Genomic DNA, 25,559 nt, shown 5'->3' on the forward strand with positions numbered 1-25,559 from the left:
CCGGGGGTGCGGGGCCGCGAGAGCCCCTCCTGGGAGCTTCGGGCCGCGCGGGCCGTCCCGGGGACTTCCGAGATCTTCAGGCCGCGTGAGCTCGTCCCGGACCCGTCAGCGGACCGTCGGTTGGTTGTCGTCCGATTTGCGGGAGGGCGGCGTGCGCGACAGGAACAGCCCGAACACCGCCGGCTGCGTCTGGAGCAGCTCCAGGCGTCCGCCGTCGGCCTCGGCGAGGTCGCGGGCCACGGCGAGGCCGATCCCCGTGGAGTTCCGCCCGCTGATCGTCCGCTCGAAGATCCGCGCGCCCAGGTCGGCCGGAACCCCGGGCCCCTCGTCGGTGACCTCGATGACGGCCTGGTTGCCGGTGACGCGGGTACGCAGCGCGACGGTGCCGCCCCCGTGCATGAGCGAGTTCTCGATCAGCGCGGCGAGCACCTGCGCGACCGCCCCGGGAGTGCCGACCGCCCGCAGGTGCCGCTTGCCGGAGCTGACGATGGCCCGGCCGACGCCGCGGTAGGCGGGCCGCCATTCGGCGAGCTGCTGCTGGATGACCTCGTCGAGGTCGAAGGTGACGGCGGAGCCGGTGCGCGGGTCGCGCGAGTTCGTCAGCAGCCGCTCCACCACGTCCGTCAGGCGCTCCACCTGCGTCAGCGCGATGGTCGCCTCCTCCTTCACCGTCTCCGGGTCGTCGGTGAGGGTGATCTCCTCCAGCCGCATGGACAGCGCGGTCAGCGGGGTGCGGAGCTGGTGGGAGGCGTCGGCCGCGAGGCGCCGCTCGGCCGTCAGCATCCGGCCGATGCGCTCGGCGGAGGAGTCCAGCACGTCGGCGACCCGGTCCAGCTCGGGGACGCCGTAGCGCTTGTGCCGCGGGCGCGGGTCGCCCGAGCCGAGGCGCTCCGCGGTCTCGGCGAGGTCGGTCAGCGGGGAGGCGAGCCGGTTGGCCTGGCGTACGGCGAGCAGCACGGCGGCGATCACGGCGAGCAGCGCGACCAGGCCGATGATCAGCAGCGTGCGGCCGACCTCGCGGGTCACGGCGGAGCGCGGCTCCTGCACGGTGACCGTCTCGCCCTCCTCGCCGTGCTGCGTGGAGTGGATCACGTCCCCTTCGGGCTTGGTGCCGATCTCGATCGGCGGCCGGCCGGGGACGCGGATCACCGCGTACTGCTCCTTGCTGACCGGATTGCGCAGCACGTCGGCGTTGACGTTCTCCGCCGCGAGGATCCGGCTGTCCACGATGCTGGCGAGCCGGATCGCCTCGGACTCCACCCGCTCCTGGGCGCTGTTGCTGATCGTCCGCGTCTCGACGATCACCAGCGACACGCCGAAGACGGCGATCACCACGAGGACGACGGCAAGGGTGGACTGGATGAGACGACGACGCACGGGGGCCCTCCGGGGGTGGCTTTACGACACCAGTGTGGCAACCCCTCGGGGGTGCGGGCCCCGGCCGGCTTGCGACCACGCCGCGTGGGCGCGTACCGCGTGAGGCGCCTGTGCCACGCGGGCGAGCGACGCGTGAAGCCCGTGCGGCGCGTGAGGCCCGTACCGCCCACGGCAGCCCGGTGGCGGCCGGCTCTCCTCGACGCCGCCGGCCTCCCTCGAAGCCGCTAGCTCTTCTCGAAGCGGAAACCCACGCCGCGCACGGTGGCGATGTACCGGGGGTTGGCCGCGTCGTCGCCGAGCTTCTTGCGCAGCCATGAGATGTGCATGTCGAGCGTCTTGGTCGACGACCACCAGGTCGTGTCCCAGACCTCCCGCATCAGCTGGTCCCGGGTCACCACGCGGCCGGCGTCCCGCACGAGCACGCGCAGCAGGTCGAACTCCTTCGCGGTGAGCTGGAGTTCCTCGTCCCCCATCCAGGCCCGGTGCGACTCGACGTCGATACGCACACCGTGCGTGGCCGGCGGCTGCTGAGGCTCCGCGGCACCGCGGCGCAGCAGGGCCCGCACCCGGGCGAGCAGTTCGGCGAGCCGGAAGGGCTTGGTGACGTAGTCGTCGGCACCCGCGTCCAGCCCGACGACGGTGTCCACCTCGTCGGCCCTCGCGGTCAGGATGAGGATCGGCACGGCGTGACCGTCGGCACGCAGCCGGCGGGCGACCTCCAGGCCGTCCATACCGGGCAGGCCGAGGTCCAGCACGACCAGGTCGACACCGCCCTGCATACCGGCGTCGAGCGCGGCGGGTCCGTCCTCGCGCACCTCGACCTCGTAACCCTCCCGGCGCAGTGCGCGAGCCAGGGGTTCCGAGATGGACGCGTCGTCCTCGGCGAGCAGTACACGAGTCATGAGCTGATGGTAGACCGCCCGCGCGTGGTGCCGGGGTGTGACCGGTTCCGGGGATTCTTACCTTCACGCCCCGCTGGTACGAACCATTGCCTGTGGGATGCGATCGTAGGAGAGACCTCCGAAACAGGGCCCGCGGTTCCCCGAACACCTGTGATCCGCGTCTCAAGTCCTTCCATATCCGGCGGTGTACTGCCGTATGGTGATCTGAACGCCTGTAGCACACCGGGGACCTTCGGCTGGCAGTGACGCTGAGGGTCTTTCTCTGTTGTGTGGGCTGACATCGATCAGCCTTGAAAGGAATGACCTCTGGCCGGGCTCAGGACGCAGCGACGCGTCCAGGGCGTGGATCCCGGTGGTCGCTGTCCTCCGCTCCGACAAACCGGTGCGGGCTCCCCCTGGGCGTGGGGGTGGACGGCCGACCCTGCCGGTGCCGGCCCCCACCGGGCGTGCAGCGCTCCAACGCGCGTCCAGACCAGCAAGGAACGACCATGGCGTCCAGCCTGACTAAGGCTTCGGTCCGACCGGGCACCCCCGGTTCCGAGAAGACCTTCTTCGGCCACCCCCGCGGCCTGGCCACTCTCTTCTTGACCGAGATGTGGGAGCGCTTCTCCTACTACGGCATGAGGGCTCTGCTCCCGCTGTACCTGGTCGCCCCCGGTGGCCTGCACCTGAATGCGGGCACGGCCACCGCGATCTACTCGGTGTACGTGTCCCTCGTCTACCTGCTCGCCATGCCCGGCGGCTGGATCGCGGACCGCTTCCTCGGTCCCCGCAAGACGGTGGCCGTCGCCGGTGCGATCATCATGATCGGCCACCTCTGCCTGGCCGTGCCCTTCTCCGCCGCCTTCTACGTCGGCCTGGTCCTTGTCGCCATCGGCTCGGGTCTGCTGAAGGCCAACATCTCGACGATGGTCGGCCACCTCTACAAGGGCGCGGACGACCCGCGCCGTGACGGTGGCTTCACCCTCTTCTACGTCGGCATCAACGTGGGCGCCTTCGCCGCCCCGCTGGTCATCGGCACCGTCGGCGAGAACGTCAACTGGCACCTCGGCTTCGCGCTGGCCGCGGTCGGCATGGCGCTGGGTCTGGGACAGTTCCTGCTCGGTGGCCACCACCTGAGCGAGAAGAGCAGCGAGGTCCCGACCCCGCTGACCGCCGAGGAGAAGGCCTCCACGCTGCGCAAGGGCCTGATCTGGCTGGCCATCGCCGCGGTCTTCTACGGCCTCGTCGGCGGCACCGGCCACTTCACCCTGAACTGGGCGCTGATCCCGCTCACGATCATCGGTCTGATCGTCCCGATCCTGGTCATCGCCCGCATCCGCCGGGACAAGGACCTCGACGACGCCGAGCGCTCGAAGGTGTCCGCGTACGTCTGGTTCTTCGTGGCCGCCGCCGTCTTCTGGATGATCTACGACCAGGGCGGTTCGACGATGTCGATCTTCGCCGACGAGTCGGCCAAGAACACGATCGCCGGCTGGGGCTTCCCGGTCTCCTGGTACCAGTCGGTCAACCCGGTCATGATCATGGCGCTGGCCCCGGTCTTCGCCTGGCTGTGGCTGTGGCTGAACAAGCGCGGCCAGGAGCCGAGCACGATCGTGAAGTTCGCTTCCGGTCTGGTGCTGGTCGGCGCGTCCTTCTTCCTCTTCCTCGCCCCGCTGTCGATCGCCGAGGGCGGTCACAAGGCCGCGGCGATGTGGCTGGTCGCGATCTACTTCATCCAGACGGTCGGCGAGCTGACGCTGTCGCCGGTGGGTCTGTCCGTGACCACGAAGATGGCGCCGAAGAAGTACGCCTCGCAGATGATGGGCGTCTGGTTCCTCGCGGTCACCGCGGGCGACTCGGTCACCGCGCTGCTGTCGAACCCGGCCGTCGGCGGGGTCAACCTCGACAAGATGGGCTTCGTCGCCCTGGAGGCCGTGCTCGCCGTGATCGCCGGTGTCGCGGTCTGGATGTACCGCAGCAAGGTCAAGGCTCTGATGGGCAGCGTCAACTAGCGGCCCACCGCTGACCACGGCCGAAAGGGCCACCGACTCCCTCGGGGGGACACGGTGGCCCTTTCGGCTTTCCGGGCACTGAAGGGGGCTGCCAGGGGCTGCCGGGGGCTGCGGGGTGACCGCTTCGGGGGCCCCGGCAGCTCGGGGCAAGGCGAGGCAGCTCGCGGCAGGAAGGACGCCCGTGTGACCGGCGGCCGGGGTCGCGGCAGGTGTGCCGACAGGCGTCGCCGGTACGCCTTCGCCCCGCGGTGCTACGGATGCCGCGGGGCGCGGCGGAGCGCGCCGCTCAGGCCGGGGCGCCCAGTTCCGCCCAGACCGTCTTGCCGGGGCGGCCCTGGGTGCGTACGACGCCCCAGTCCAGGCACAGCCGCTGGACGATGAACATGCCATGGCCGCCGGGGCGGCCGGCGCGGTGCGGGGTACGGGGGGCCGGCTGGCCGCTGCCGCGGTCGGAGACCTCCAGCCGGATCACCTTGCCGTCGCAGGCGAGGAACAGCTCGTCGGGGCCCTCGGCGTGCAGGCAGGCGTTGGTCACCAGCTCGGAGACGACCAGCAGGACGTCCTCGGCGGCGGCCCGCTGGTCGGCGCCGGCGGCGGGCAGCCAGCCCCAGGCGTACAGCGCCTGGCGGGTGTAGTCGCGGGCGAGCGGTACGACCCCGCTCTCGCCGTGCAGGCGCAGCCTGCGGACCTGCCGTCCGGGGATCCCCCGCGCGCCCTCGGCCGACGTGGGCGGCGCGGCTGCCTTCATGGACGTGCCGGTCACCGGCACACTCCCCTCGGACACCCCCGAAGCGCCGCTCGGCTCATGGCCGCGGTCGCCCGGCGAGCAGGGCCGGGTGGTGCTCATCAGCGCCTCACCTCACCGATTCACCAGTTCACGATTCAAAAGTCCGGCTCCGTTCGGTACCGGCCGTACGTCGGTCGTCGCTCGTCCCCTCGCGCCGCGCACGTGCCGCACACGTACCGCACGTGCGGTACACACGTACCGAACGTATCGAACGTGCCGCACGCGCCGCGTCCAGGCCGGGAGACCGGCTTCCGGAGTATTCCGGCGACACGTGGCGAAGGGGTTCATCAGGATGACTCCTGCCCGGCCGTTCCGGCGGGACACCCCCCTGTTCACCCCGGCCTGTGGGAGCGGCGTGGGGAAGCGGGATCAGCCGGTCTCGCCGGACAGTGCCGCCTCGACGGAGGCATGGACGGTGAAGACCGCCTCGGCCCCGGTGATCTCGAACACGCGCGCGACCACGGGGAGCATTCCCGCGAGATGGACCCCGCCTCCGGCGGCGTCCGCCTTCAAGCGGGCTCCGAGCAGCACGTTCAGGCCCGTGGAGTCACAGAACTGAAGCCGCGAGCAGTCCACGACAAGTCGCGAGAAGCCTTTCGCCAGGAGGGCGTCGAGTGGCTCGCGCAGCAGATCGGCGGTGTGGTGATCGAGCTCACCCGCCGGTGTCACTACGGCGCTGGAGCCCTCTTCCCGCACCTCCACCAGAAGCCGGCCCGACTGTGCGCTGCCGACCATCCCGTGGTCCATGCCGTCTCTCTCCCGAGGTCGTGGCTGCTGATGCCCTCGAACACTACGCCTTCCATGAGGCATCCGACAGCCGAACAACCTCTCTAAGTCGGTCATATCACCACGTAAGGCACTTGCGATCGACTCACCGGAGCCGATAGGCCTAGTAGGGACACCTGCCCCTACACGCCGGCTTTGGAGGCGCCGCACTCCGCAGTGCACGCACCTGGCTTCGGCAGCCATATGCCGAGAACGATGGAGGACACCCATGTCACCCCGGCTCGACGCAGCGCATACCCGGCTCGGATCACCTACCCGGATCGCGTCGTCGACACCCCCACCGGAACAGCTGGATCAGCCCATCGCCGCCCTCGACCCGCTCGAGGGACTCCCGGAGATCCCCCCCTTCGACGAGGTGGGCCCGGTGGACGCGCGGGCCCTGTCCAAGACCCTCTTCGCGCGCCTGGAGTCGCTGGAGGAAGGCACGCACGAGCACGCGTACGTACGCAACACGCTCGTCGAACTGAACCTCGCGCTCGTCAGGTTCGCCGCCTCCCGCTTCCGCTCCCGCAGCGAGCCGATGGAGGACATCGTCCAGGTCGGCACGATCGGACTGATCAAGGCGATCGACCGCTTCGAGCTCTCCCGCGGCGTGGAGTTCCCCACCTTCGCGATGCCGACCATCATCGGCGAGATCAAGCGCTTCTTCCGTGACACCTCGTGGTCCGTACGCGTACCGCGGCGTCTGCAGGAGCTCCGCCTGGACCTGGCCAGGGCCGGGGACGAGCTGGCCCAGCGGCTGGACCGCGCCCCCACCGTCGCGGAACTCGCCGAGCGGCTCGGCATCCCCAGCGAGGAGGTCGTCGAGGGCATGGCCGCCTCGAACGCCTACACCGCCTCCTCCCTGGACGCCCAGCCGGAGGAGGACGACTCCGAAAGCGCCCTCGCGGACCGCATCGGGTACGAGGACCACGGACTCGAAGGCATCGAGTACGTCGAGTCGCTGAAGCCGCTGATCGCCGAACTGCCGCCCCGCGACCGGAAGATCCTGTCCCTGCGCTTCGTCGCGGGCATGACCCAGTCGGAGATCGGCGACGAACTCGGCATCTCCCAGATGCACGTCTCCCGCCTGCTGTCCCGCACGCTGGTGCGCCTGCGCAGGGGGCTGACCACGGAGGAGTGACGGACGCGGGCGGCCGGGGGCGTCTCCTGCCCTCGGCACAGCCCCGCCCCGCCCTGCCCTTCAGCGCTGCCACGCGCGCGAGGCGGCCCGGTCCCCGGCCGGGCCGCCTCGGCGTATCAGGACACGGCACCGGGCCCTTCCGGGCAGCCCCCTCCCGCGCAGCCCCCGAAACCCCTTCCCCGAATAGTCCGGGAAACCTCTTCCCCGAACCGCTCTCCTCCACCACGATGGGCCACCAAACTGGCTGGTACGTCAGAAACCCTGAGGGACGGAGGGTGCGCATGGCTCAGGGCGACCGGGCCGATTCGAGCGAGGGCGAAGGCGGGGGCATCGAAAACACGCCGGACGCGCGGCTCACCGAGCTGCTGCGCACACCCACCGTGACGGCGTACCCGGCTCTGCAGGAGCTGCGCCGCCGGCACCAGCCGTCCGTGCTCGCCTATGCCCGCCTGTGCACCTCCGGCGACGCGACCGCCCGCCGGCTGACCGCGGAGGCGCTCACCACGGCGGCCCGCGACATCGCACGCGGCATCGAGCCGAACGTCCCCCTGCGGCACCACCTCCTGCTGCTGGCCGCCCGTTCGGCGGCCGGCTGGGCCCGCGACGAGCGCGCGGCGGGCCTGGACCCGGGCCTGCTGCTGGTGCTGAACTCCGCCGCCCTGCCCGAGGGCCCGACCCCGTCCCTGCTCCCGGCGTTCCAGTCGCTCCCGTCCCGCCTCCAGGGCCTGATCTGGTACGGCGTCGTCGAACGGGAATCCGCCGAGCGGACCGCCGCGTACCTCGGGATCGGCCCCGCCGACGTGGCCTACGGCACCCCGCAGGCCCTCAAGTCGCTGGCGCAGGCCTGCGTGAGACTCCGGCTGGCCGCCTCCGACGACCCGCGCTGCGGCGACTTTCGCCGCCTGATCGAGGAGGCGGTGCTGCGGGACGCCCCGCGTCCCAGCGTCGACCTGGACTCGCATCGGGCACACTGCCCTTACTGCGCGGCCGCGTTCGAGGACCTGACCGCCCTGCGGAACACCCCGGGGCAGGCTCTGGCGGAGGGCCTGCTGCCGTGGCGGGGGACGTCGTACACCCGGGAAGACGGTGTGCCGACGGCGCTCATGTCCCCCGTCTCCGCGGCGGGTTCGCCGCCGCGGCGCCGCTACCTTCTGGCCTCGGCGGCCCTGGGCGTCGCCCTCGTCCCGCTGCTGGTGTTCCTGCTGCACTCCCAGGACGACGGCGACCGGCAGCCGGTGGCGGCGACTCCCTCGCTGCCCGCGACGACGGTCCCGGCGACGGTCTCCCCGTCCCCGTCCCTCTCTCCCTCTCCCACGCCTTCCCCGACCCCGAAGCCCACGCACACGTCCAAGCCGCCTTCCCCCAGCGCGACTTCACACCGTCCGGCGCCGCCCCCGTCCCCCAAGCCCCCGCCCGCCCCCGTGCCCCCGGGCCGTACCTACGCCCAGGTGGTGAACGTGGCGACGGGCCGCTGCCTGGACGTCCGCGACGGTGACTTCGACGAGGGCAACGACGTCGTCACCGCCCCCTGCTCCTCCTCCGACACCCAGCGCTGGAGCTTCGACGCCGGTCTGGAGGTCCTGCGTTCGGCCGCCGACTCCGACTACTGCCTGGACAGCCGGGGCGCGGCCGACCGGGGGGTGGGCATCTGGGAATGCGACTCGATCTACGGCAGCCACGCCCAGAACCTCCGCTTCACCGTCGACCCCGACGGCACCATCCGCCCGGAGATCGCCATCGAGACGGCGGTGACACCGGACGGCGGGGACGGGGTGGAACTGCGTCCGCTGAACGACGGGGCGGCCCAGCGGTGGCGAGCGGGGTCACGCTGAACCCGCCGCCCGCCTCGGCCACTTGGCCCGCGCCGCCCCTCGAACCGGGTTCTGGGCCGGTCACGCCACCCGTACGCCCCGGCGCCACACCCCGCTGACCAGGGGGACGCCCGGGCGGTAGGCCAGGTGGACGTGGCTGGGGGCGTCGAGGAGGGTCAGGTCGGCGTAGGCGCCGGGGGTGAGGCGGCCGATGTCGTCCCGGCGCAGGGCCGCGGCGCCGCCGGCCGTCGCGGACCAGACCGCCTCGTCGGGGGTCATGCGCATGTCCCGTACGGCCAGGGCGATGCAGAAGGGGACGGAGGACGTGAAGGACGACCCCGGGTTGCAGTCCGTGGACAGGGCGACGGTGACGCCCGCGTCGAGGAGGCGGCGGGCGTCCGGCCACTGGGCGCGGGTGGAGAATTCGGCGCCGGGCAGGAGCGTGGCGACCGTGGCGCTGTTCGCGAGGGCGTCCACGTCCGCGTCGGTGAGGTGGGTGCAGTGGTCGGCGCTGGCCGCGTCCAGTTCCACGGCCAGCTGGACGCCGGGGCCGTACGAGAGCTGGTTGGCGTGGATACGGGGGTGCAGGCCCTTGGCCTTGCCGGCGGTGAGGATCGCGCGGGCCTGGTCGCCGTCGAAGGCGCCCTTCTCGCAGAAGACGTCGATCCAGCGGGCGTGCGGCGCGCAGGCGTCCAGCATCTCGCCGGTGACCAGGGCGACATAGGCGGCCGGGTCGTCCGCGTAGTCGGGGGAGACGATGTGGGCGCCGAGGTACGTCACCTCGTCGGTGTGGCGGGCCGCGATGCGCAGGGCGCGGGACTCGTCCTCGACGGTGAGGCCGTAGCCCGACTTCGTCTCGAAGGTGGTGGTGCCCTGGCGGAGGGCCTCGGCCAGGTAGCGGGTGAGGTTCTCCTCCAGCTCCGCGTCGGTCGCGGCGCGGGTGGCCGCGACCGTGGTGCGGATGCCGCCCGCGGTGTAGGAGCGCCCGGACATGCGGGCGTTGAACTCCTGGGTGCGGTCGCCCGCGAAGACCAGGTGGGAGTGGGAGTCCACGAAGCCCGGCAGCACCGCCCGGCCGCCCGCGTCGACCCGGTTGTCAGTGGCGGGTGCTTTGCTGGATTCACCGGTCCACGCGATGCGGTCGCCTTCGATGACGACGGCCGCGTCCTGGATCAGACCGAGCGGGGATCCTCCCCCACTCTCGAGTTTGCTCGAGCGGGGGGACCCCCATCCGGAGGAGGGGTCGTTGGTGACCAGGGTGGTGATGTTGGTGATGAGCGTGCTCGCGGTGCTCGCGGAGTGGGCGGGGCTGACGGTCGTCGCGTTGCTCATGGCGTCCTTGGTGGCCTGCTCGGCGCTGGGGTCGGGTACGAGGTCTGAGGCGGGGGCGGGCCGCGCGGGTGGGCGGCCCGGTGTCATCCGCGCAGGGCTTCGACGGCGTCCGCGAGGGCTTTCGGCACATCCGGTACGAGGGTGTGGACCCCGTCCCGTACGACGTGCCGGCCTCCCACGACCGTATGCGACACGTCTGCTGCCGACGCGGCGAATACGGCCGTCTCGGCCCCGAGCCGCGGAAGCGGCCCTGCCGTCCTGACCGAGTCGAGCGCGATCGTCGTGAAGTCGGCGAGCGCACCGGCCTCCAGGGTGCCCGCCTCGTCCCAGCCGAGGGCCGCGTGGCCGTCGGCCGAGGCCGCCCGCAGGAGCGCCGCGGCCGTCCAGTGACCTCGGGTGCGGGTGCGCAGCCGCTCGTTCAGCTCCATCGCGCGGGCCTCTTCGAGCAGGTCGATGACGGCGTGGCTGTCGGAGCCGAGAGAGAGCGGGGAGCCCGCGCGCTGGAGGGCCACGGCCGGTCCGATGCCGTCGGCGAGGTCGCGTTCGGTGGTCGGGCACATGCAGGTGCCGGTGCCGGAGCCGCCGAGCAGCGCGATGTCCTCGTCGGTGAGATGGGTGTTGTGCACCCCGGTGGTGCGCGGCCCGAGGACGCCGTGGTCGGCGAGCAGCCGGGTGGGCGTGCAGCCGTGCGCGGCGAGGCAGGCGTCGTTCTCGGCGGTCTGCTCCGACAGGTGCACGTGCAGCGGGGCCCGCCGCTCCTGCGCCCACCGCGCCACGGTCGGCAACTGGTCGGCGGGCACGGCCCGTACGGAGTGGATCGCCGCCCCGATCCGCGCGTGATCCCGTTCCTTGAGAACTGAACAGCGTTCGGCCCAGGCCTCCGCGTTGCCGTCGGAGAAGCGCAGCTGGTGGGCGTTGGGCGGCTCACCGCTGTGCTTGTTCAGGATGGCGGAGGAGAGGTAGGCGGTGTCCAGGAGGGTGATGCGGATACCGGCCTCGGCGGCGGCCGCGATCAGTGCCTCGCCCATCGCGTTGGGGTCGGCGTAGGGGGTGCCGCCGGGGGCGTGGTGCACGTAGTGGAACTCGCCGACGCAGGTGATACCGGCGAGGGCCATCTCGGCGTACACCGCGCGGGCGAGGGCGTGGTAGGTCTCCGGGGTCAGGCGGTCGGCGACGGAGTACATCACCTCGCGCCAGGTCCAGAAGGTGCCGCTGCCGACCTGGACGGTGCCGCGCAGGGCGCGGTGGAAGGCGTGGCTGTGGGCGTTGGACAGGCCCGGCAGGGTAAGGCCGCGCAGCACCTCGGCCCCCGGCGGCGGAGCGGGCGTCTCCTCGCGGACGGCCGTGATGCGGCCGTCCGCCACCTCGACCACCACGCCCGGTTCGACCCGGTCGCCCAGCCAGGCGTGCTCCAGCCAGTAGGTTCCTCGGGTCACCGGCAGGCCAGTCCTTCCAGTACGGCGGCGAGTGCGCCCACGCCGGCCACGCAGTCGTCCTCGGCCGCGAACTCGGCCGGGGAGTGCGAGACTCCGGTGGGGTTGCGCACGAACAGCATGGCGGTCGGGACGCTCCCCGACAGGATCCCGGCGTCGTGTCCGGCGCCGGTGCCGAGGACGGGCACCTCCGGGCGGCCGTTCGCCGTCTCCAGAACGCGGGCGAGTTCGTCACGCAGGGCGTGGTCGAACTCGATGACCGGGGTGAAGGACTCCCGGACGACGTCGAGGTCGATGCCGTGGGCGTCGGCGTACTCCCGCGCGGCCTTCTCGATGCCGCCGACGACCGTGTCCAGGCTGTCCTGGTCGGGGCCGCGGGAGTCGAGCCAGCCCCGCACCAGGGAGGGGATGGCGTTGACGCCGTTCGGCTCGACCGAGATCTTGCCGAAGGTCGCGACGGCGCCGGCGAGTTCGGCCTCGCGGCGGGCGGCGAGGACGGTCTCGGCGTACGGCAGCATCGGGTCGCGGCGGTCCACCAGCCGGGTGGTGCCGGCGTGGTTGGCCTCGCCGCGGAAGTCGAAGCGCCAGCGGCCGTGCGGCCAGATGGCGGAGGCGACGCCGACCCGGTCGCCGGAGAGGTCCAGCGCGCGGCCCTGTTCGACGTGCAGTTCCACGAAGGCGCCGATCCGGGCCAGCCGTTCGGGGTCCGCGCCGATGGCCTCGGGGTCGTACCCGGCGGCCTCCATGGCCTGCGGGAGGCTGATCCCCTCGCTGTCGGTGAGCCGGTGGGCCTGTTCGGCGGTCAGCTGCCCGGCGGTGAGCCGGGAGCCGGCACAGGCCAGCCCGAACCGGGCCCCCTCCTCGTCACCGAAGTTGACGATTCCCAGGGGCCTGGTGAACCGCGCTCCCCTCCCGCGCAGTTCGTCGAGGGCGGCGAAGGAGGACACGACCCCGAGGGGCCCGTCGAAGGCACCGCCGTCCGGCACGGAGTCCAGGTGCGACCCCGTGACGACGGCGTCGCCCGCGCCCGGATCCCCGAGCCACGCCCACTGGTTGCCGTTGCGGTCGACCTCGTAGGTCAGCCCGCGCGACCGCGCCTGCGCCCTGAACCACTCCCGGCACTCGGCGTCGGCACCGGTCCAGGCGTGGCGCCGGTAGCCGCCGGAGGCGGGGTGGCGGCCGATGGGGAGCAGCTCGCGCCACATCTCGTGGAAGGAGGCACCGGTGACCGGCCGCGGGCCGTCGTTTCGCGGATCGGAAGACGCGGGCACGGCCGAACCGGCGGCCGGCGACGAGGCCCCGGCATCCGCCGGAGAGCCGCCGTGCCCGCCCGAGCCCTGGCTCACGCCTCGTCACCCTCGCGCATCGGCACCCGCACACCGCGCTCCCCGGCGACGGACTCGGCGATGTCGTACCCCGCGTCCACGTGCCGGATGACGCCCATGCCGGGGTCGTTGGTGAGGACCCGGCGGATCTTCTCGCCGGCCAGCTTCGTGCCGTCGGCCACGGTGACCTGGCCGGCGTGGATGGAGCGGCCCATGCCGACGCCGCCGCCGTGGTGGAGGGAGACCCAGGAGGCGCCCGAGGCCACGTTCACCATGGCGTTCAGCAGCGGCCAGTCGGCGATCGCGTCGGAGCCGTCGAGCATGGCCTCGGTCTCCCGGTAGGGGGAGGCGACGGAGCCGCAGTCGAGGTGGTCGCGGCCGATGGCCAGCGGGGCGGCCAGTTCGCCGGAGGCCACCATGTCGTTGAAGCGCTCACCGGCCTTGTCGCGCTCGCCGTAGCCGAGCCAGCAGATGCGCGCGGGCAGGCCCTGGAAGTGGACGCGTTCGCCGGCCATCTTGATCCAGCGGTGCAGGGACTCGTTCTCGGGGAAGAGGTCGAGGATCGCCTTGTCGGTCTTGGCGATGTCCGAGGCCTCGCCCGACAGGGCCGCCCAGCGGAAGGGGCCCTTGCCCTCGCAGAACAGGGGGCGGATGTAGGCGGGGACGAAGCCGGGGAAGGCGAAGGCGCGGTCGTATCCGGCCAGCTGGGCCTCGCCGCGGATGGAGTTGCCGTAGTCGAAGACCTCGGCTCCGGCGTCCATGAAGCCGACCATGGCCTCGACGTGCTGGGCCATCGACTCACGGGCGCGGGTGGTGAAGCCGGCCGGGTCCTTGGCGGCGGCGTCGGCCATGTCCTCGAAGGCGATGCCGACGGGCAGGTAGGCCAGCGGGTCGTGGGCGGAGGTCTGGTCGGTGACGATGTCGATCGGCGCGTCCATCGCGAGCAGCTGCGGGACCAGTTCGGCCGCGTTGCCGAGGACGCCGATGGACAGCGGGCGGCGGGCGTCGCGGGCCTCGGTGGCCAGCTGGAGCGCGTGGTCGAGGTTGTCGGCCCGCACGTCCAGGAAGCGGTGCTCGATGCGGCGCTCGATGGCGCGCGGGTCGCAGTCGATGCAGATGGCGACGCCGTCGTTCATGGTCACGGCGAGGGGCTGGGCGCCGCCCATGCCGCCGAGGCCGGCGGTGAGGGTGATGGTCCCGGCGAGGGTGCCGCCGAACTTCTTCGCGGCGACGGCGGAGAAGGTCTCGTAGGTGCCCTGGAGGATGCCCTGGGTGCCGATGTAGATCCAGGAGCCGGCGGTCATCTGGCCGTACATGGTCAGGCCGAGGGCCTCCAGGCGACGGAACTCCTCCCAGTTGGCCCAGTCGCCGACGAGGTTGGAGTTGGCGATGAGGACGCGCGGGGCCCACTCGTGGGTCTGCATCACGCCGACCGGGCGACCGGACTGGACCAGCATGGTCTCGTCCTGCTTGAGGGTCTGCAGCGTGCGGACCATGGCGTCGAAGGAGCGCCAGTCGCGGGCGGCCTTGCCGGTGCCGCCGTAGACGACGAGCTTGTCGGGATGCTCGGCGACCTCGGGGTCGAGGTTGTTCTGCAGCATCCGCAGGGCGGCTTCCTGCTGCCATCCCAGGGTGCTCAGTTCCGTGCCGCGCGGTGCTCGTACGGGGCGGGGTCCCGACATCGTCTGCCTCCTGTTGCTATCTCTATTCACATCCTGTCCGTCTGAATAGAGCTAGTCAACACTTCGGGAGGGCCGCTTCCACGCGCCGCGGGTGTTTGGCTGGAAACACGAGAGAAAGTACGCGGAACCCGACAGGACCCGGGGGAGAACCGTGGAACAGACGGAGCACGTGGAGCGGGACAGGCGCGTGGAGCACGTGGAGCGGGACAGGGCGGACGAGCAGGACGGGGTGGACAGGGCGGCCCGGGAGCGCGTCGCCCGGCGGGACGAGGCGGTGCGCGCGGCCGTGGCACAGGGGCTGCTGGGGCCCGGCGCGCCGGTGGTGGGGCTGCTGGACGTCACCGGCATCCGGGAGTCGGCGGCGGCCCTGCGCGCGGCGTTCGAGGCGGTCGTGCCGCCGGGGACCCCGGTACTGCACGCCTTCGCGGTGAAGGCGACCCCGCTGGTGCCGGTCCTGCGCCTGCTGCACGCCGAGGGCATCGGCGCCGAGGTGGCCGGCCCGGGCGAGCTGGCGCTGGCGCGGGCGGCCGGACTGCCGCCGGAACTGACGGTCCTCGACTCGCCCGCCAAGACGACGGCCGAGCTGCGCGAGGCGCTGGAGCTGGGCATCGCCCTCAACGCGGACAACCCGCAGGAGCTGGACCGCCTCGACGACCTGGTGCGGTCGGCCCCCACCCGGCCCACTCCCCCAGGCGCCGCCTCCACCTGGACCGCCTCCGACTCCGACTCCGCCTCCGCCTCGTCCGCGCTCCCCCGGTCCCCGCTCGGCATCCGGGTCAACCCTCAGATCGGCGGCGGCAGCATCGGGGCGACCTCGACGGCGACGCGGACCTCCAAGTTCGGGGTGGCGCTGCGCGACGAGGGGGCGCGGGAGTGGGTGGTGCGGGCGTACCTGGACCGGCCGTGGCTGACCCGGCTGCACGCGCACACCGGCTCGCAGGGCATCCCGCTGCCGCTGATGGCACGGGGCGTGGCGGAGACGTACGCGCTCGCCGAGGAGATCAACGCGCGGATCGGACGGCCGCAGATCGACACGATCGACATCGGCGGCGGGCTGCCGGTCGACTTCACCGGCGAGGCGGAGGCACCGACGTACGCCGAGTACGCGCGACTGCTGGCCCGGGAGGTGCCGGGGCTGTTCGACGGGCGGTACGGGCTGGTGACCGAGTTCGGGCGGTCGCTGCTGGCCAAACACGGCACGGTGGTGGCCCGGGTGGAGTACGCCAAGAGCGCCGGCGGACGGCGGATCGCGGTGACCCACGCGGGCGTGCAGGTGGCCACGCGGACGGTGTACGCGCCGGCGGCGTGGCCGCTGCGGATCGCCGCGTACGACGCCGAGGGACGGCCGAAGGCGGGACCCGAGGTGGTGCAGGACGTGGCGGGGCCGGCCTGCTTCTCGGGCGACCTGCTCGCCGAGGGGCGGGCACTGCCCCCGCTGGAGCAGGGCGACTTCGCGGCGGCGCTGGACACCGGGGCGTACTACTTCGCACACCACTACGGCTACAACTCGCTGGCGCGGCCGGGGATCTACGGCTTCGCGCCGGACCCGGCGGGGGGCGTGGCCTTCGCGACCGTACGGCGGCCGCAGACGGTGCCCGAGATCGTGGCGGAATCCGGCGGGGCGCACGTGGACGCGCTCACCACCCTCAATGCCCCCGGGAGCCGTTGACGAGCTCCGGCCACCTCGCGGACAAATGGATCAACTCCCGCGAAACATGCGGCAGTCGGCCCACACTAGTACGCCGGGCGCACGTTCCACCGGAAAATGCCAAACCCCTCACCCGCCACGCACACGATGCGTAGTGTCGGCGTCACTCAGCCGGAGTCACAGGCGGGAGGGGAGCCACGGTGCCCGGAATCGACGAGTGCTTACTGGAAGCGATGCGGCTGCCCGGTGCCCGGGGAGCCGCGTTGGTGGACTGGACGAGCGGACTGGCCCTCGGGGCCGTCGGGGAAGCCCCCGGCGGTGACCACGAGACCACGGCGGCCGAGGCCGCCGAACTGGCCCGGATGGCCGCCGAGCACGGCGCCTTCACCGCGGGCGAGGACGAGGACGGGCGGCCACCGGTCGAGGACGTGATCATCAGCAACCGCGACAGCTATCACCTGCTGCGGTTCGTGGACACGTCCTTCGACAGCAGCGTCTTCCTGCACCTGTGGCTCGGCCGGGAGGAAGGCAACCTCGCGCTCGCCCGGATACGGCTCGGCGAGATGGCCGCCCGGCTGGTGCTGGGATGATCATGGTCGACACCCCTCCGCCGCTGCCCGTACGGGACAGGACGACCGCGCTCGAACGGGCCGCGGGTGCGCTGTCACCGATGCTGCGGCGGCTCGCCGAGGAGCAGGCCACCGGGGTGCTGGAGCGCGAACACGGCACCCTCCACCTCGCCCGGGGCAGGGTCGTGCACGCCGAGAGCCCGCTCGCCCCGGGCCTGGGTGTGCTCCTCACGGCGCACGGCACGCTCGCCGCCACCGCATGGCAGCAGGCGGCCGAGCGGACCTCCGGCCCGGCGGACGCCGCGCGCCTGCTGCTTGACGCCGGGCTGCTGCCCGAGGGCGCGCTGGAGCTGTGCCACCTGGACGCGCTGTACGACGCCGGGTTCTTCGCGCTGGCCCCCAGCAGCACCCCGGGCCGCTTCCGGTACGACGGCGGACCGAGCCTCGGCCCGCTGCCCTCGGTGCCGGTCGTGGCGCTGGAACGCGAGACGCTGCGGCGCCGCCTGTTGCTGCACCGCCTGTGGCCGGACCCGGCGACCGACAGCGCCCCGCTGATACGGGCCGACCCGGTCGTCGCGGTACCGGTCGCCCCGCGCCGCCGGGCGGTCCTGGACCGGGTGGACGGCGTCCGTACGGCAACGGAGATCGCCCGTGACCTGGGCCGGCAGGCGTTCCACACGCTGGTGGACGTACGGCGGCTCGCGTCGGCCGGACTCCTCGCGCCGGTCCCCACCGCACCCGACCCACCACCGCACCGGTTCGCCCCGGCCGCCCCGGGCACGACGGGCACGGACGCCCTGGACACAGGCTCAAGCACAGGCACAGGCACAGGCACAGGCACAGGCACAGGCACAGGCACCACGGTCCCCCGCACCGTCTCGCCGGCCCCGCCCGCCGCCTCTCCTGCCTCCTCTGTCCCGTCCGTCGCGGTCACCCCGGTTTCCCCGCTCACGGTCACCGACCCCGACATCGCGCTGCTGAAGAGGCTCAGGGATGCGCTGGAGGCGCTTTGAAAGGCACCGCCCCGCCGAAAGGAGAGACCTGATGGTGCCCGAACAGGACCTGGAGGCCGTCCTGGACGAGCTGCGCCGGCTGCGCACCCGCGTCCCGCAGCTCACCGGGGCCCTCGCGGCGGGCGTCGACGGTCTCGTCGTCGCCCACGACACCCCCGGCGTCGACCCGGAGGGCCTGGCGGCCCTGACCGCCGCCTCGCTCGGCGTCGCCGTACGGGTCGCCGACGCGACCGGCAACGGCGGCTTCCGGGAGCTGCTGGTGCGCGGCGACCACGGCTACATCGCCACCTACGCGGCCGGCCGGACCGCCGTACTGACCCTGCTCGCGCAGGACCGGGTCAACGTCGGCCGGCTGCACCTGGAGGGCCGCCGGGCCGGCGCCCGCGTCGGGGAACTGCTCGACGCCGCCGAGTCGACCGCACGCGCGGCCCGTGCCGAACGGCCCGCGAGGACCGTCCCGGCACGCACCCGGACCACCCGCACGACACGCACCACCACCACGGGCCCCGAAGCCCGTACCGCAACCGACAGCTGACACCGGCGAAAGGAACCAGGCACACCATGGCCAACACCGAAACGGCACTGAAAGAGGCGCTGACCTCCATCGAGGGCGCGACCGGCGTCGCGCTCGTCGACTACACCAGCGGCATGGCGCTGGGCACGATGGGCGGCAGCAAGACCTTCGACCTGAACGTGGCCGCCGCCGGCAACACGGACGTGATCCGGGCCAAGATGCGCACGATGGAACTCCTCGGCCTCAAGGGCGGTATCGAGGACATCCTGATCACGCTGTCGGACCAGTACCACATGATCCGCCTGCTCAAGAGCCGCGGCGGCAACGGCCTGTTCCTCTACCTGGTCCTGGACGCTGGCCGGGCCAACCTCGCGATGGCCCGGCACCAGCTGAAGAGGATCGAGGAGGAGCTGGAGGTCTGAGGGTCACACGAGTGCGCCGGTACGGCGGCGGGCCCCGCCCGGGGCCGCGTCGCCGGCCGCGACACCCGTACCGCGCAGCCCCCGCACGGCGTTGCCCGCCGGACGCCCGCCGCGCCGGTCCAGCCAGTCGGTACGGACCCACAGCAGGGTGTCCTCGGCCCGCTCCCGCCGCCCGATCCAGGCGGCCTTCAGGGCGAGTCCGGCGCCCGCCCCGGCGAGCAGCAGGCCGCCGGCCGCGGGGACCGCGAAGGAGCTGCCGAGCGCGGCGGCGAAGGCCGCCAGCAGCCACCAGCGGTGCCCCCGGCGCCAGACGCGCAGGGTCACCGCCCGGTCCTGCAGGATGTCGTACCTGCCCGCGCGGGCGGCCCCGCCGGCGAGGGCGGCGTACCGTCCCCGGCGGGCCAGTGCCACCCCGGCGGCGGCCACGAGGAAGAGCGCGGCCCCGGCCGTCACCCCGATCCGGCGCCCGGTGAGCCCGGACGGCAGGGCGCCGATCCCCGCGGCCGACGCCCCGAGCCACCACAACGGGGCGGCACCCGCCCGTACGACGACGGCCACCCGGGCCAGTACCTGTCCGCCACGCGTCACGTCCGCCTCCCGTGTCACGGTCCCGAAGTTCCCGAAACCCCTGTGTTCCGCGGCAGGTTAGTGGCGGAAGGTGAGACGCGTCTGAGAGCGCGCCAGGAGCACTCCGCGCCGCCCGCCGCCCCACGCACCGGTCCACGGACCGGTTCACGCACCGGTTCACGCACCGGTTCACGCACCGGTCCGCGCAGCACGCCGTGCGTACAGGAGCGCGCCGCACATTCGGGAGCGCGCCGGGCTCACTCCACGAACAGCCCCCGCGTCGCCGCCTTCGCGTCGAACTCCTCCAACCGGGCCTGGGCGTCCGGCAGATCGTCGCAGAGCGCCTCCAGCAGGACGCGGCCGAGCAGCATCGGGCCGCAGGCGGTGTCGAAGGCGAGTCCGGTGCCGACGGCGGCCGGAAGCAGCAGGTCGGAGTGCTTGGCGACCGGGGCGAAGGCGGAGTCGGCGACCGTGACGACGGTCAGGCCCGCCTCCTTGGCGTAGCCGAGGGCGTCGAGGACCTCGCGCGGGTGCCGGGGCAGGGCGAAGCACAGCAGCGCCGAGGCACCGGCGCGCACGGCGGCGTCGATGCGGTCGTGGAGCATCGTGCCGCCCTCGTTGAGCAGCCGGACGTCGGGGTGGACCTTGGCGGCGAAGTAGGTGAACCCGAACGCCTGCGGGGCGGCCGCGCGCAGGCCGAGCACCGGAAGCGGCCGGGAGGCGGCGAGGATCCGCCCCGCCCTCTGCACCGGGCGCGGGTCGGCGAGCAGCTCCGCGAGGTTCCTGAGGTTCTCGATCTCGGCCTCGACGGCCTGCTGGTACTCGTTGTACGAGCCCGGCTCGGCGGCCGGTTCGGCGGGGACGACCTCGCGCAGGTGCCTGCGCAGCGCCGGGTAGCCGTCGAAGCCGAGGGCGACCGCGAACCGGGTCACCGACGGCTGGCTGACCCCGGCCAGCTCGGCCAGTTCCACGCTGGACAGGAAGGGCACGTCGGCGGCCCGGCGCACCATGCTGTGCGCGATGCGGCGCTGGGTAGGCGTGAGCCGGTGCCCCTCGAAGAGCGCCTGCAGCCGCCCCGCAGGACTGTCGTTCGTACCCGTACCCGTACCCGCACTCCTGCCGGTCGCGCCCGCGTCCGTCGCGCCCGCGTCCGTCGCGCTGGCGTCGGCCGCACTCGCGCTGGCCGCACTCCTGTCGGCGCTCATGACGTGCTCCCCCTCCAGATGTCCGTGAACCGGTCGAGCAGTGCGGCCGCCGCCGTCACGTCGTGTGTGAGCGGGCGGTCGGCCGGGTCGGCGTCGAGGACCGACTCGGCGAGCGCCAGCGCCCGGCCCGCCGGGAGCCCGGGGTCGGGCCTCAGGTCGCGCTGGCGCAGCGCCCGGACGGCGGCGACGAGCTCGCAGCCGACCACCAGACGGTACGCACCGCACGCGCGCAGGGTCTGGCGCGCGGCGAGCGAGGCGAAACTCGCCTGTTCCTCGACGCCCCGGGAGAGTACAGCGTGGCCGAGCGAGGCGGGGGCCGAGAAGGCCCGCAGGTCGCCGAGGGCCGCTCCGGCCGCGTACTCCAGGATCATCACGCCGGAGGAGGCCGCCTCGTGGTCGGCGAGGAAGGGGCGCAGGCGGGTGTAGGCGGGCTCGTTGAGGGTGGACAGGCGGGACGTCGACAGGCGGGCCACCTGGGTCACCGCCAGCCTGAAGTGGTCCAGGGCGAGGGCGAGCTGGGCCTGGTAGAAGCCGCCGTGGTGGTAGGCGGCCTGATCGCCGGGGGCGATGAGCGGGTTCTCGGCGGCCGCGTTGATCTCCACGGCCAGCACCTGCTCCAGGGCGTCGGCCGCGTCGTGCGCGGGGCCGTGGATCTGGGGCAGGCAGCGCAGGCCGTAGGGGTCCTGGATCCGGCCCAGCGGCGGCAGGGGCCGGTCCGCGGCTCCGATCAGCTGCCGCATCCGCCGGGCCACCTCGACGCTCCCGCGGTGCGGGCGCGCGGCGTGCACGGGCGCGGCGTAGGGCTCGTGCGAGCCGTCGACGGCGAGCAGGGACAGCGCCGCGACGACCTGGGTGGCGCCGATCAGTCCGCGCAGTTCGTGCAGGGCGAGCGCGGCCTGGCCGAGGGTGAGCGCGTTGCTGCTGATCAGGGCGAGGGCGTCGTTGTTGTCGAGGGGCTGCGGCTCGGGGGCGCCGGTGCCCCGCCACGGGTGCTCGCCGGCGAGCGCCAGTCCCATCTGGGCGAGTGCCGCGATGTCGCCGGTGCCGACCGACCCGAACTCGTTGACCACCGGGTACGCGCCGCTCTCCAGCGCCTCGCACAGGGCGGTGACCACGCTGGGCCGCAGTCCGGCGCCGCCGGCCAGGATCTGGTTGGCGCGGACGGCGAGCATCGCGCGCACCTGCCGGGCGGGGAGTTCCTCGCCGATGGCGCCGGCGTGGCTGCGCAGCAGGCGCAGGCCGTGTCCGGCGGCGGCCTCGGTGGGCACGTCCTCGGTCCGGTTCGCGCCCACGCCGGTGGAGCGGCCGTAGACGCGTCCGGTGGCCGCGATCTGCCGGGCGGCGTTCCAGGACTCCTCCGCGCACCGCAGCGCGTCGGCCCCGGGAATCGGACGCGCGGCCCCGTCGGCAAGGCGTATGACACCCTCGACACCGAGCCCGGCTCCATCCAGGACGATCGTCGCGAAGCGTACGGAATCAGGCGCGTCCACGATGCGAGACGGCATCAAGCCCAAACTCCCCTCAACCCGGACATTCAATCTTGCTCTGCGGTCATCGGGTACCTCGGATTAACACCGGAGCATTGACAACCTATTCAAGCACCAAGAACTCTGCATGGCGTCATTCAGAATCACGCACCACGAACTCTGCATGACGCCATTCAGCCGGGCAAGGGACATCTCATGATCCAGTTCGACGCGGTCCACAAGCGCTTCCCCAACGGCACGACAGCAGTCCACGACCTCTCCCTGGAGATGCCGGAGGGCGGCATCACAGTCCTGGTCGGATCCTCCGGCTGCGGCAAGACGACCACCCTGCGGATGATCAACCGGATGACCGAGCCGACGTCCGGCACGATCAGAGTCGGCGGCAAGGACGTCACCCGGCAGGACGCCGCCGAGCTGCGGCGGTCCATCGGCTACGTCATCCAGCAGGCCGGCCTCTTCCCGCACCGCACGGTGCTGGACAACATCGCCACCGTCCCGCTGCTGCTCGGCTGGACCCGCAGAAGGGCCCGGGCCCGCGCCGCCGAACTCCTGGAGACCGTCGGCCTCGCCGCCGACGCCGGCAAGCGCTACCCGCACCAGCTCTCCGGCGGCCAGCAGCAGCGCGTCGGCGTCGCCCGCGCGCTCGCGGCCGACCCGCCGGTCCTGCTCATGGACGAGCCCTTCGGCGCGGTCGACCCGGTGGTGCGCACCCAGCTCCAGGACGAGCTGCTGCGACTTCAGCAGGAGCTGAGCAAGACCATCGTCTTCGTCACACACGACATCGACGAGGCCGTCCGGCTCGGCGACCGGATCGCGGTCTTCCGCACCGGCGGCCACCTGGTCCAGTGCGCTGAGCCCGCCGAGCTGCTGGCCCGCCCCGCGGACGACTTCGTGGCCGGCTTCCTGGGCGCCGAGCGCGGGCTGAAGCTGCTGTCGCTGAAGACCCTCGCCGGCCTGCCGCAGGGCCCGGCGCCCGAGGGCGGCGCCTGGACCCTCGTCCTGGACGAGGCGAACAGACCCCTGCGCTGGGCCTCCGAGGACACCGAGCTGCCCGTACGGGCGCTGAAGGACGACGACTCCCTGCTGTCGGCCCTCAACGAGTCGCTCGCCTCTCCCACCGGCCTGATAGCCCGGGTCGACGCGGACGGCGTCCTCACCGGCGTCTCGTCCCGCGACGACGTCCACGAGCACGCCGGCCGCGCCCATACCGAAGTGGGTGTGGCCGCGTGACGATCGACTGGTCCTGGATCTCCGCCCACACCGACGACCTCACCACCCTCACCCTCTCCCACCTCCAGGCCGCGCTGACGGCCGTCCTCCTCGGCCTGCTGATCTCGCTCCCGCTGGCCGTGGTCGCCCACCGGGTCCGCCCCCTGCGCGGCTTCCTGCTCGGCGCCTCGAACATCCTTTTCACGATCCCGTCCATCGCGGTCTTCGTGCTCCTGCTCCCGGTCAGCGGCCTGACCCGCACCACCACCGTGACCGGCCTGACCGTCTACACCCTGGTCGTCCTGCTGCGGAACACCGTCGAGGGCCTCGACTCGGTCCCCGTGAAGGTGAAGGAGGCGGCGAAGGCGATGGGCACGCGCCCCCTGCGCACCCTGCTCACCGTCGAGCTCCCGCTCGCCCTGCCGGTGATCATGGCGGGCGTCCGCATCGCCACGGTCATGTCGATCTCCCTCGTCTCCGTCGCGACCTACATCGGCGACGGCGGCCTCGGCCAGCTGTTCACCGACGGCTTCCAGCGCGACTTCCCGACCCCGGTGATCGCCGGAGTGGCCCTCACCCTCCTCCTCGCCGTCGTCGCGGACACGGCCCTGGTCGCCCTGCAGTACGTCCTCACCCCGTGGAAGAGGCGGCGAGCCTGAGATGTACGAACTCTTCAAGAACCTCGGTGTCTGGCTGGTCAGCGGCGCCCAGTGGGCCGGTCCGGACGGGATCGCCCACCGCCTCGCCGAACACCTCCAGTACTCCCTGCTGGCCACGCTCGTCGCCGCCGCCATCGGCCTCCCGATCGGCCTCCTCATCGGGCACACCGGCAAGGGCGCGTTCCTGGCGATCAACCTCGCCTCCTTCGGCCGGGCCCTGCCGACCGTCGGCCTGGTCGTGCTGGTCTTCCTGGCCGGCGGTCTGTCGATGCTGCCGGTGTACGTCGCGCTGGTCGCCCTCGCGGTCCCGGCGATCGTCACCAACACCTACGCCGGCATGAACGCCGTCGACCCGGACGTCAGGGACGCGGCGCGCGGCCAGGGCATGCGTGGCCACCAGGTCCTGTTCCAGGTGGAGCTGCCGCTCGCGCTCCCGCTGATCATGACCGGCCTGCGCCTGGCCCTGATCCAGGTCGTGGCCACGGCGACCGTCGCCGCGTACGTCTCCTTCGGCGGCCTGGGCCGCTACGTCTTCGACGGCCTCGCCCAGCGCGACCTGGTCCAGGTGCTCGGCGGCGCGGTGCTGGTCGCCGTGGTCGCCATCGTCCTGGACACGGGCCTCGCCGCCCTCCAGCGCCTCCTCTTCCGCAACCGCACCCGCACTGCCTAGGAACCCCCCGATGAATCGTCGTACTGTCCTCGGCGGCCTGTTCGCGGTCGCTTCCGTTCCCGCCCTCTCCGCCTGCGCGGGCGGAGTCACCTCCCTCAAGGGCGGGGGCGCCGCCGGCGGGGGTGCCGGCTCCAGCAAGGGCGGAGTCACCATCGGCACGGCCAACTTCACCGAGAACCAGGTACTCGGCTACCTCTACGCCGCCGCCCTGCGAGGAGCGGGTGTCAAGGTGACCGTCCGCCCCAACCTCGGCACGCGCGAGATCGTCATCCCGGCCCTCCAGGGCGGTGACATCGACCTGCTGCCCGAGTACCAGGGCGCCCTGCTCGACTACCTCGACCCGAAGGCCACGCCCACCGAGTCGGGCGCGATGCAGAACGCCCTCACCGTCGCCCTCCCGGCCGGCCTCCAGGTGCTGCCGTACGGCATGGCGGAGGACTCGGACGCCTTCGTCGTCACCCGCGAGACCGCCCGGCGCCACGGCCTGGCCTCGCTCGCCGACCTGAGCAAGCACAACGGCAAGCTCGTCCTCGGTGCCGCCCCCGAGCTGAAGAAGCGCCCGGTGGGCGTGGTGGGCCTGAAGAAGGTGTACGGCGTGGAGTTCAAGGAGTTCAAGTCGCTGGACTCCGACGGCCCGCTGGTCAAGGGCGCCCTGAAGAAGGGCGACGTGGACGTGGCGAACCTCTTCACCACCGACACCGACATCAAGGCCGAGGACTGGGTGGTGCTGGCCGACCCCGAGCACCTGATACCCAGCCAGCACATCGTCCCCCTCATCGCCGACCGCAAGGCCGACGACACCGTCCGCAAGGCCCTCGCCCGGCTCGGCAACGTCCTGACCACCGCTCAGCTCACCGAGCTGAACCGGCAGGTGGACAAGGACAAGAAGGATCCGGAGGACGTGGCGAACACGTACGCGCGCCGGCACGGGCTGGTGAAGTAGCCGAGCGGCCTGGGCGCCCTCGCGGTGGTTGTCGCGCGACGGACCGTGCGGAACACGGGGGTTGTCCCCAGTGCGGAGCGTGTGACGGCTCCCTAGGGTGA

Annotated in this window: 23 protein-coding genes; 12 read left to right on the forward strand and 11 right to left on the reverse strand. The window is 72.7% G+C overall.

Annotated elements, in window-relative coordinates; all coding sequences use genetic code 11:
- Window positions 1–105: 105 nt before the first annotated feature.
- Window positions 106–1,377: an ATP-binding protein gene (locus OIB37_RS15715; RefSeq protein WP_330458220.1), complete on the reverse strand. Its 1,272-nt coding sequence runs from the start codon at window positions 1,375–1,377 to the stop codon at window positions 106–108.
- 224 nt (window positions 1,378–1,601) lie between these two features.
- Complete coding sequence (locus OIB37_RS15720) at window positions 1,602–2,279, reverse strand: response regulator transcription factor (RefSeq protein ID WP_030341405.1); 678 nt, start codon at window positions 2,277–2,279, stop codon at window positions 1,602–1,604.
- Window positions 2,280–2,767: 488 nt separating this feature from the next.
- On the opposite strand from OIB37_RS15720, the gene OIB37_RS15725 reads away from it, so the two are divergent.
- Entirely contained in the window at window positions 2,768–4,273 is a 1,506-nt protein-coding gene (locus tag OIB37_RS15725) for an oligopeptide:H+ symporter (RefSeq protein ID WP_330458221.1), read from the forward strand.
- Window positions 4,274–4,559: 286 nt separating this feature from the next.
- Here the strand turns inward: OIB37_RS15725 and OIB37_RS15730 are convergent, their stop codons facing one another.
- The gene (locus OIB37_RS15730; RefSeq protein ID WP_330458222.1) at window positions 4,560–5,120 is read right to left on the reverse strand and encodes an ATP-binding protein; all 561 of its coding nucleotides are present in this window, start codon (window positions 5,118–5,120) and stop codon (window positions 4,560–4,562) included.
- 309 nt (window positions 5,121–5,429) lie between these two features.
- Entirely contained in the window at window positions 5,430–5,807 is a 378-nt protein-coding gene (locus tag OIB37_RS15735) for an STAS domain-containing protein (RefSeq protein WP_330458223.1), read from the reverse strand.
- Window positions 5,808–6,054: 247 nt separating this feature from the next.
- Here OIB37_RS15735 and OIB37_RS15740 point away from each other — a divergent pair, with 247 nt between their 5' ends.
- Both OIB37_RS15740 and OIB37_RS15745 read left to right on the forward strand, forming a co-directional pair.
- Window positions 6,055–6,969: an RNA polymerase sigma factor SigF gene (locus OIB37_RS15740; protein WP_330458224.1), complete on the forward strand. Its 915-nt coding sequence runs from the start codon at window positions 6,055–6,057 to the stop codon at window positions 6,967–6,969.
- Between the two features lie 281 nt (window positions 6,970–7,250).
- Entirely contained in the window at window positions 7,251–8,801 is a 1,551-nt protein-coding gene (locus tag OIB37_RS15745) for an RICIN domain-containing protein (protein ID WP_330458225.1), read from the forward strand.
- Window positions 8,802–8,861: 60 nt separating this feature from the next.
- Here OIB37_RS15745 and hutI read toward each other — a convergent pair whose 3' ends face one another.
- From hutI to hutU, 4 genes are read right to left on the reverse strand one after another with little or no spacing between them, the layout of a single operon-like run.
- Entirely contained in the window at window positions 8,862–10,199 is a 1,338-nt protein-coding gene (hutI, locus tag OIB37_RS15750) for an imidazolonepropionase (RefSeq protein WP_330458226.1), read from the reverse strand.
- Complete coding sequence (locus OIB37_RS15755; protein ID WP_330458227.1) at window positions 10,196–11,548, reverse strand: formimidoylglutamate deiminase; 1,353 nt, start codon at window positions 11,546–11,548, stop codon at window positions 10,196–10,198. The genes hutI and OIB37_RS15755 overlap by 4 nt, the downstream gene beginning before the upstream one ends.
- Window positions 11,545–12,891, reverse strand: a complete 1,347-nt coding sequence (locus OIB37_RS15760; protein WP_443058157.1) for an allantoate amidohydrolase — start codon at window positions 12,889–12,891, stop codon at window positions 11,545–11,547. Before OIB37_RS15760 ends, OIB37_RS15755 begins: the two co-directional genes overlap by 4 nt.
- Window positions 12,888–14,552 (reverse strand): urocanate hydratase, encoded by a 1,665-nt coding sequence (hutU, locus tag OIB37_RS15765; RefSeq protein WP_330458228.1) that lies wholly within the window; start codon window positions 14,550–14,552, stop codon window positions 12,888–12,890. The genes OIB37_RS15760 and hutU overlap by 4 nt, the downstream gene beginning before the upstream one ends.
- A 196-nt stretch (window positions 14,553–14,748) precedes the next feature.
- Here hutU and OIB37_RS15770 point away from each other — a divergent pair, with 196 nt between their 5' ends.
- From OIB37_RS15770 to OIB37_RS15790, 5 genes are all read left to right on the forward strand, one after another.
- Entirely contained in the window at window positions 14,749–16,221 is a 1,473-nt protein-coding gene (locus OIB37_RS15770; protein ID WP_443058275.1) for a diaminopimelate decarboxylase, read from the forward strand.
- A gap of 179 nt (window positions 16,222–16,400) precedes the next feature.
- Complete coding sequence (locus tag OIB37_RS15775; protein ID WP_330458229.1) at window positions 16,401–16,790, forward strand: hypothetical protein; 390 nt, start codon at window positions 16,401–16,403, stop codon at window positions 16,788–16,790.
- Window positions 16,787–17,782 (forward strand): transcriptional regulator, encoded by a 996-nt coding sequence (locus OIB37_RS15780; protein WP_330458230.1) that lies wholly within the window; start codon window positions 16,787–16,789, stop codon window positions 17,780–17,782. Before OIB37_RS15775 ends, OIB37_RS15780 begins: the two co-directional genes overlap by 4 nt.
- Window positions 17,783–17,813: 31 nt before the next feature.
- Complete coding sequence (locus tag OIB37_RS15785) at window positions 17,814–18,317, forward strand: roadblock/LC7 domain-containing protein (RefSeq protein ID WP_330458231.1); 504 nt, start codon at window positions 17,814–17,816, stop codon at window positions 18,315–18,317.
- A gap of 26 nt (window positions 18,318–18,343) precedes the next feature.
- Window positions 18,344–18,718: a hypothetical protein gene (locus OIB37_RS15790; protein WP_330458232.1), complete on the forward strand. Its 375-nt coding sequence runs from the start codon at window positions 18,344–18,346 to the stop codon at window positions 18,716–18,718.
- Window positions 18,719–18,721: 3 nt separating this feature from the next.
- On the opposite strand, the gene OIB37_RS15795 is transcribed toward OIB37_RS15790, so the two are convergent.
- From OIB37_RS15795 to OIB37_RS15805, 3 genes are all read right to left on the reverse strand, one after another.
- On the reverse strand, window positions 18,722–19,306 hold the full coding sequence (locus OIB37_RS15795; RefSeq protein ID WP_330458233.1) for a hypothetical protein: 585 nt from the start codon (window positions 19,304–19,306) through the stop codon (window positions 18,722–18,724).
- A 236-nt stretch (window positions 19,307–19,542) separates the two neighbouring features.
- Window positions 19,543–20,490, reverse strand: a complete 948-nt coding sequence (locus OIB37_RS15800; RefSeq protein ID WP_330458234.1) for a MurR/RpiR family transcriptional regulator — start codon at window positions 20,488–20,490, stop codon at window positions 19,543–19,545.
- Entirely contained in the window at window positions 20,487–21,995 is a 1,509-nt protein-coding gene (locus OIB37_RS15805; protein WP_330458235.1) for an aromatic amino acid ammonia-lyase, read from the reverse strand. Before OIB37_RS15805 ends, OIB37_RS15800 begins: the two co-directional genes overlap by 4 nt.
- Before the next feature lie 177 nt (window positions 21,996–22,172).
- Here OIB37_RS15805 and OIB37_RS15810 point away from each other — a divergent pair, with 177 nt between their 5' ends.
- The 4 genes from OIB37_RS15810 to OIB37_RS15825 are packed head-to-tail and all read left to right on the forward strand — an operon-like array spanning window position 22,173 to window position 25,458.
- Window positions 22,173–23,207: an ABC transporter ATP-binding protein gene (locus OIB37_RS15810; RefSeq protein WP_330458236.1), complete on the forward strand. Its 1,035-nt coding sequence runs from the start codon at window positions 22,173–22,175 to the stop codon at window positions 23,205–23,207.
- Window positions 23,204–23,845 carry an ABC transporter permease gene (locus OIB37_RS15815; RefSeq protein WP_330458237.1) on the forward strand — a complete coding sequence of 214 codons (642 nt, stop codon included), beginning with the start codon at window positions 23,204–23,206 and terminating at the stop codon, window positions 23,843–23,845. The genes OIB37_RS15810 and OIB37_RS15815 overlap by 4 nt, the downstream gene beginning before the upstream one ends.
- A gap of 1 nt (window position 23,846) precedes the next feature.
- Complete coding sequence (locus OIB37_RS15820; protein WP_330458238.1) at window positions 23,847–24,515, forward strand: ABC transporter permease; 669 nt, start codon at window positions 23,847–23,849, stop codon at window positions 24,513–24,515.
- 10 nt (window positions 24,516–24,525) lie between these two features.
- Window positions 24,526–25,458 (forward strand): ABC transporter substrate-binding protein, encoded by a 933-nt coding sequence (locus tag OIB37_RS15825; protein ID WP_330458239.1) that lies wholly within the window; start codon window positions 24,526–24,528, stop codon window positions 25,456–25,458.
- The last annotated feature ends 101 nt before the right edge of the window (window positions 25,459–25,559 follow it).

The organism is Streptomyces sp. NBC_00820, from assembly GCF_036347055.1.
Taxonomy (GTDB): Bacteria; Actinomycetota; Actinomycetes; order Streptomycetales; family Streptomycetaceae; genus Streptomyces.